The organism is Parashewanella hymeniacidonis (assembly GCF_016900895.1).
Classification (GTDB): domain Bacteria; phylum Pseudomonadota; class Gammaproteobacteria; order Enterobacterales; family Shewanellaceae; genus Parashewanella; species Parashewanella hymeniacidonis.
Map to the genome: position 1 here is coordinate 1 of NZ_JAFEUN010000181.1, position 4,793 is coordinate 4,793.

Below are 4,793 nucleotides of genomic sequence, written 5' to 3' on the forward strand. Positions count from 1 at the left end.
AGCAGGTTGGGAAACGATTTGGGAAGGTTGGGATACCCTTCAATCTTATGTCGTTGGATATAGGATGGCGAAAGAAATGCTAGCTGACGGAGAAATGCACTAAGATCTGATCAAGAGACAGTCTTTATCCAGCTTAAAAATCTCAGCCGTTAAACACTTCCTAGCTAAGCGTGTTAATTGTAGGCTTGAGTCAACCACGCTGCTTGGTGCTGTTGAAGATAAAGGCAACAACGAGGGGTCGTTCAGTGAATATTGAACTTCTTGGTAAATATCTTTACCTAATGAAACTGAAACAGAGTGAGCACCATAGTTATACCCATGATATATATACCTTTGTGAAGGATGAAATTGAGGTTGTTGAATAAAATAACCACGCTTAGGTTCAGCAACAACTTTACCTTGGGTCTCCAATTCAGCGTAGGCTTTCAAAACAGTAGAAATACTGACGTCATTTTCTGCAGCAAATTGCCTTACTGAAGGCAACTTTTCCACAAGCACACCAGAATCTATTTGCTTATTGAGCAATCCCCATAACTGTTTGTACTTATAGTTATTCATAATCTGTACCGCAAAAAATAAACAAAAACTGTATCTGTACCGTTAAAATAAATTCTGTAAGATGAGCGCTAACAAGTCAATAACAAGGAAATAATAATGACGAAACTCATAACGGAAACCCCTCGATTTATCATCAGAGAGTTTAATCTCAATGATGCGGCTGATGTTCTTGCTTTTAATGGGAATAAACAAGTCATTCGATACACTGGCGACCCAGACACGGTAAGAACCATTGATGATGCCAACCAAATCATCACCGATTATTGGCTTAAAGGTTATCAAGAAAATGGTTATGCTCGCTGGGCTGTTGAAGATAAGCAAACCAAGCGTGTTATAGGTTTTTGTGGTTTTAAGTACGAAGATCATGAATCAGTTCAAGCCAATGATGTGGGATACCGATTTTTACCCGAATATTGGGGAAAGGGTGTCGCAACTGAAACGTTGAGAGCCTGCTTAGTTTATGCAAAACATCATTTAGACTTTGATGAAATCATTGGTGACGTGATGGTCGAAAACCCTGCGTCCAGTCGAGTGCTAGAAAAAGCAGGATTTGAATTTAAAAAACGAGTGAATTACGATGGTGAAACGCTAAACCGTTATATTTTAAAGCTTTCATCTTGGACTGAATAATATGGATATTAATAAGTTTGGTGTCTTTCCTACACTCCATTCAGAAAGACTCACTTTTGCTGAGCAGACGCTTGATTTTAAACAACAAGTCTATCAGCTTCTTTCTGATGAAGACGTTACCAAGTACTACGACTTACACCTTAAAAGTGAAACGGAAGCTACTGAACTTATTGATACTGATAAACAAAAGTTTTTAGAAGGTAAATCCATCCACTGGGTTGTTGTTTCAACAGTTAATGATCAGTTTATTGGTAGTTGTGGTATCAATCGTTTCGATGAGCATAGCCGCTCAGCTGTTATTAGTTACGAACTGTGTAAAAAAAGTTGGGGTTTGGGTTACGCTACGGAAATCGTACAAACAATCACAGATTTTATTTTTTCTGAACAACTCCCGTTACCTGTAAATAAAATTGAAGCCTATTTCATGCAAGGCAACCTAGTTTCAGAAAAAGTGCTCAACAAAGTCGGCTTTAATAAAGATGGAATTTTACGAGAACACGGCTTTTGGAAGGGGCAGTTCCATGACCTTAGCCTTTTTTCTCTTTTGAGATCTGAAAATCAAAAAAATAAGGATGACTTATGCACAAAAGTCGCTTAGCCGCATTCGTTTTGGATTCACAAGTTAGCGATATTGAGCAAGCAAACAAGTTCTGGGAGCAAGCGCTCGGGATGCCTTGTGTTCGCTCTGATGAAGATTGGAAAGACAAATATTCCAGTCTTGAAACACCAGTTTCTCAGCCAAATCTGTTAATTCAAAAAGTAGAACACCAAAGCCATATTCATCTTGATATCGAAACAGACAACATTGAGGCAGAAGTAAAGCGCTTGCTAAATCTCGGGGCAAGTGTTCATAAAAAAATGGAACGTTGGGTCGTTATGGAAGCACCCACTGGCCACCGCTTTTATGTTGTTCAACCACAACGCAGCGACTTCGGATCAACTGGAGAGGTAAATCAATGGGATGATTAGCTGATCATAACCTGACAAATACTGTTAAATTCGTCTCACTCATTAACTAAGCTACTTTATACTGAATTCATTAAATTTTTGCGGTTAACAATCGACCGGACAAACGTATGCCAACAAAAAAGCTCACTGTATTCCCACTCATTTTTATCACAGCAGCTTTATTCATGACGCTCAGAAATATGCCCGCAATGGCAGAAACTGGGATGCAAATGTTTTTCTTCAATATCATTACGGTGTTTGTCTTTTTAATTCCAATAGCGCTTGTGTCTGCAGAACTTGCAACGGGGTGGCCTCAAAATGGTGTTTTTCATTGGGTAGAAGCGGCTTTTGGAAAAAAGCTCGGATTTATCGCAGTATGGTTACAGTGGATTCAAAGCATCTTCGGAATAACAAGCATTTTAGCCTACGTTGGCGGTTCTCTTGCTTATGTATTTGACCCAGAACTTGGCACCAATAAGTACTTTGTCACACTTGTCATTATTACCGTTTACTGGCTAGCCACTCTTCTAAACTTTAAAGGCACGAAACGTTCAGGGAATATTTCAAGCATTGCCTTGATAATTGGCGTTATCACTCCGAGTATCCTACTTATTATTGGGGGAATTGTTTACATGATAGGAGGAGGAACTCCTCATCTTGATTACAGCCTCACTTTAAGTAATGTTATGCCCTCTTTAGCTGATTCTCACAGTTTACTTCTATTCTTAAGCTTTATCTTTGGGTTTGTTGGTATTGAAGTATCTGCCAATCATGCAAAAGAAGTTGAAAACCCACAAAAAAACTTTCCTATTGCGCTTTTTTCGGCAGCCATTATTGGTTTTATTTTTACATTATTAGGTGGACTAGCCGTTGCACTGATTGTCCCTAAGGAGCAGATCAATGACATTAATGGCGCTTCTCAAGCATTTTCAATTTTATTCATTAAATTTGGAATACAAGGGTTTTTACCATTCATTGCATTTTTAATTGCTCTCGGTGCCGCTGGGCAAGTTAGCACTTGGATTGTAGGTCCAGTTAAAGGGGTATGGGCAGCCGGTAAAAGCGGAATGCTTCCTGAACAACTACTCAAAATGAATAAACACCAAGTGCCAACTCAATTGTTAATCACTCAAGCATGCTTAATCACCATTATTGGGTTAATTTTTTTATTTTTTGATAACGTCAATAATGTTTTTTTACTGCTTACATCAATTGCGGTGATTTTATATAGCATTATGTATCTAATTATGTTCATTGCTGCAATAAAACTCAGATACACTCACCCTTTAACACCTAGAGCTTATAAAGTCCCAGGCGGCAATCTAGGAATGTGGGTAATCAGTGGAATGGGCTCGGTATGTGCGTTTGTTTGTATTTTTATTGGTTTTATTCCTCCACAACATCTTCCATTTTCAAACTTACTGTACCAAACCATCTTGTTTACGCTTTGTGTATTCTCAATTTCTATCGCACTTCTGATTTTAAAGCGGCGTACAAAGCTGCTCTAAAGCTTGTAGAAATACAGTTCGCTGCTATATCTAATGATACAAGATAATGGATAGTCGATGGTCAGCAATATGAACCCTGACTCTTCTGCACAAATTTCAAATAAGTTGAACTTATTTGAAATCCATTGATCTGATCTAGAAATTTCTTCACAGAGAACAACGAATCTTGTCAATTCATCATCATAGCCAATAGTCAACAGCCCACTTCGAAAAAGCAAATACTGACGATACACGAAGAACAAAGCGTCTAATTGAAACGGCTGTGCATATGGTGCGTTGTAGTGGTGAATCAATCGCTTTATCATGCCAAGGTGACGAGGCAAAGCAGGAAGGAGCTTACCGATTGATGCGTAATGACATGGTTACACCAGAAGTAATACGCTGCTCAGGATTTAATTACACAGCCGAACAAGCACAATCGTATTCAGAAATTTTAGCCTTAGATGACACAACATCACTATGGGCTGTTGATCTTTGTTGATATTTTCAGCAATGATTATTTTTGACGATAGCAAAGCGGAACAAGCGTTATTTAGCTCTTCTAAATGAGCGCAGTGACAATGCAGTTAGCGTTAAAAATAACCATTGGCCTTATTCACAAAGATTGGTGGTGTCGTCCTAATAATCCAGAAGAGGCTGATGAAAAAGAAAGTGGTAAATGGGCTGATGCTTCACACTTCTGCCGTCAACGCCTAGGTGACACAATGTCACGAGTGATTTCGGTCTGTGACAGAGAAGCTGACATACAAAGCTATTTGCAAGATAAACAGGCTCACAATGAACGTTTTGTTGTGCGTGCCAAGCACAATAGAAAAATTATTGGGTCGGAGTTGCCACTTTTTCAACACTTTGAATCTCAACCTGAGCTGGGAGCCTACACGGTAGATATCCCACAAAAAGGAATGAAAGACAGTAAAGGCAAAGCCATTAATCGAGTCGCCAGAAAAGCCAAATTAACAGTTAAAGTGGCTACGGTTACTTTAAAAACTCAAGATAAATAAGGCCTGTTAATGTGGTATATACCCATCATACCTGAAGATGCTCGATTTCAGCGAGAATGCACAGCTTGTTAATCAAGGCGACAGTGTGCGGCAATAGTGAGCTATTGTTAGCACTGGCAACACAGAGTAACACGCTGTGCAACTCGCA

The 4,793-nt window shown here is 39.1% G+C and carries 6 protein-coding genes and 1 pseudogene; 6 read left to right on the forward strand and 1 reads right to left on the reverse strand.

All coding sequences use genetic code 11. The annotated features are described in order from the left end of the window. Positions 1-99: 99 nt before the first annotated feature. Positions 100-558 carry a GntR family transcriptional regulator gene (locus tag JQC92_RS20930; protein ID WP_205001477.1) on the reverse strand — a complete coding sequence of 153 codons (459 nt, stop codon included), beginning with the start codon at positions 556-558 and terminating at the stop codon, positions 100-102. 96 nt (positions 559-654) lie between these two features. Here JQC92_RS20930 and JQC92_RS20935 point away from each other — a divergent pair, with 96 nt between their 5' ends. From JQC92_RS20935 to JQC92_RS20960, 6 genes and pseudogenes are all read left to right on the forward strand, one after another. Beyond that, on the forward strand, positions 655-1,188 hold the full coding sequence (locus JQC92_RS20935) for a GNAT family N-acetyltransferase (RefSeq protein ID WP_205001478.1): 534 nt from the start codon (positions 655-657) through the stop codon (positions 1,186-1,188). 1 nt (position 1,189) lies between these two features. After that, positions 1,190-1,786: a GNAT family N-acetyltransferase gene (locus JQC92_RS20940; RefSeq protein ID WP_205001479.1), complete on the forward strand. Its 597-nt coding sequence runs from the start codon at positions 1,190-1,192 to the stop codon at positions 1,784-1,786. Further along, the gene (locus tag JQC92_RS20945) at positions 1,768-2,157 is read left to right on the forward strand and encodes a VOC family protein (protein WP_205001480.1); all 390 of its coding nucleotides are present in this window, start codon (positions 1,768-1,770) and stop codon (positions 2,155-2,157) included. Before JQC92_RS20940 ends, JQC92_RS20945 begins: the two co-directional genes overlap by 19 nt. A gap of 107 nt (positions 2,158-2,264) precedes the next feature. Then, positions 2,265-3,644, forward strand: a complete 1,380-nt coding sequence (locus JQC92_RS20950) for an amino acid permease (RefSeq protein WP_205001481.1) — start codon at positions 2,265-2,267, stop codon at positions 3,642-3,644. 211 nt (positions 3,645-3,855) lie between these two features. Further along, a pseudogene (locus tag JQC92_RS20955) lies at positions 3,856-4,125 on the forward strand (transposase DNA-binding-containing protein); the annotation flags it as partial. A 64-nt stretch (positions 4,126-4,189) separates the two neighbouring features. Beyond that, a complete protein-coding gene (locus tag JQC92_RS20960) occupies positions 4,190-4,645 on the forward strand; it encodes a hypothetical protein (RefSeq protein ID WP_205001482.1) in 456 nt (151 codons plus the stop codon). The last annotated feature ends 148 nt before the right edge of the window (positions 4,646-4,793 follow it).

Coding starts and splice junctions, on each gene's coding strand:
- JQC92_RS20930 (WP_205001477.1), bottom strand. CDS start 558: ATGAATAACTATAAGTACAAACAGTTATGGGGATTGCTCAATAAGCAA.
- JQC92_RS20935 (WP_205001478.1), top strand. CDS start 655: ATGACGAAACTCATAACGGAAACCCCTCGATTTATCATCAGAGAGTTT.
- JQC92_RS20940 (WP_205001479.1), top strand. CDS start 1,190: ATGGATATTAATAAGTTTGGTGTCTTTCCTACACTCCATTCAGAAAGA.
- JQC92_RS20945 (WP_205001480.1), top strand. CDS start 1,768: ATGCACAAAAGTCGCTTAGCCGCATTCGTTTTGGATTCACAAGTTAGC.
- JQC92_RS20950 (WP_205001481.1), top strand. CDS start 2,265: ATGCCAACAAAAAAGCTCACTGTATTCCCACTCATTTTTATCACAGCA.
- JQC92_RS20960 (WP_205001482.1), top strand. CDS start 4,190: ATGAGCGCAGTGACAATGCAGTTAGCGTTAAAAATAACCATTGGCCTT.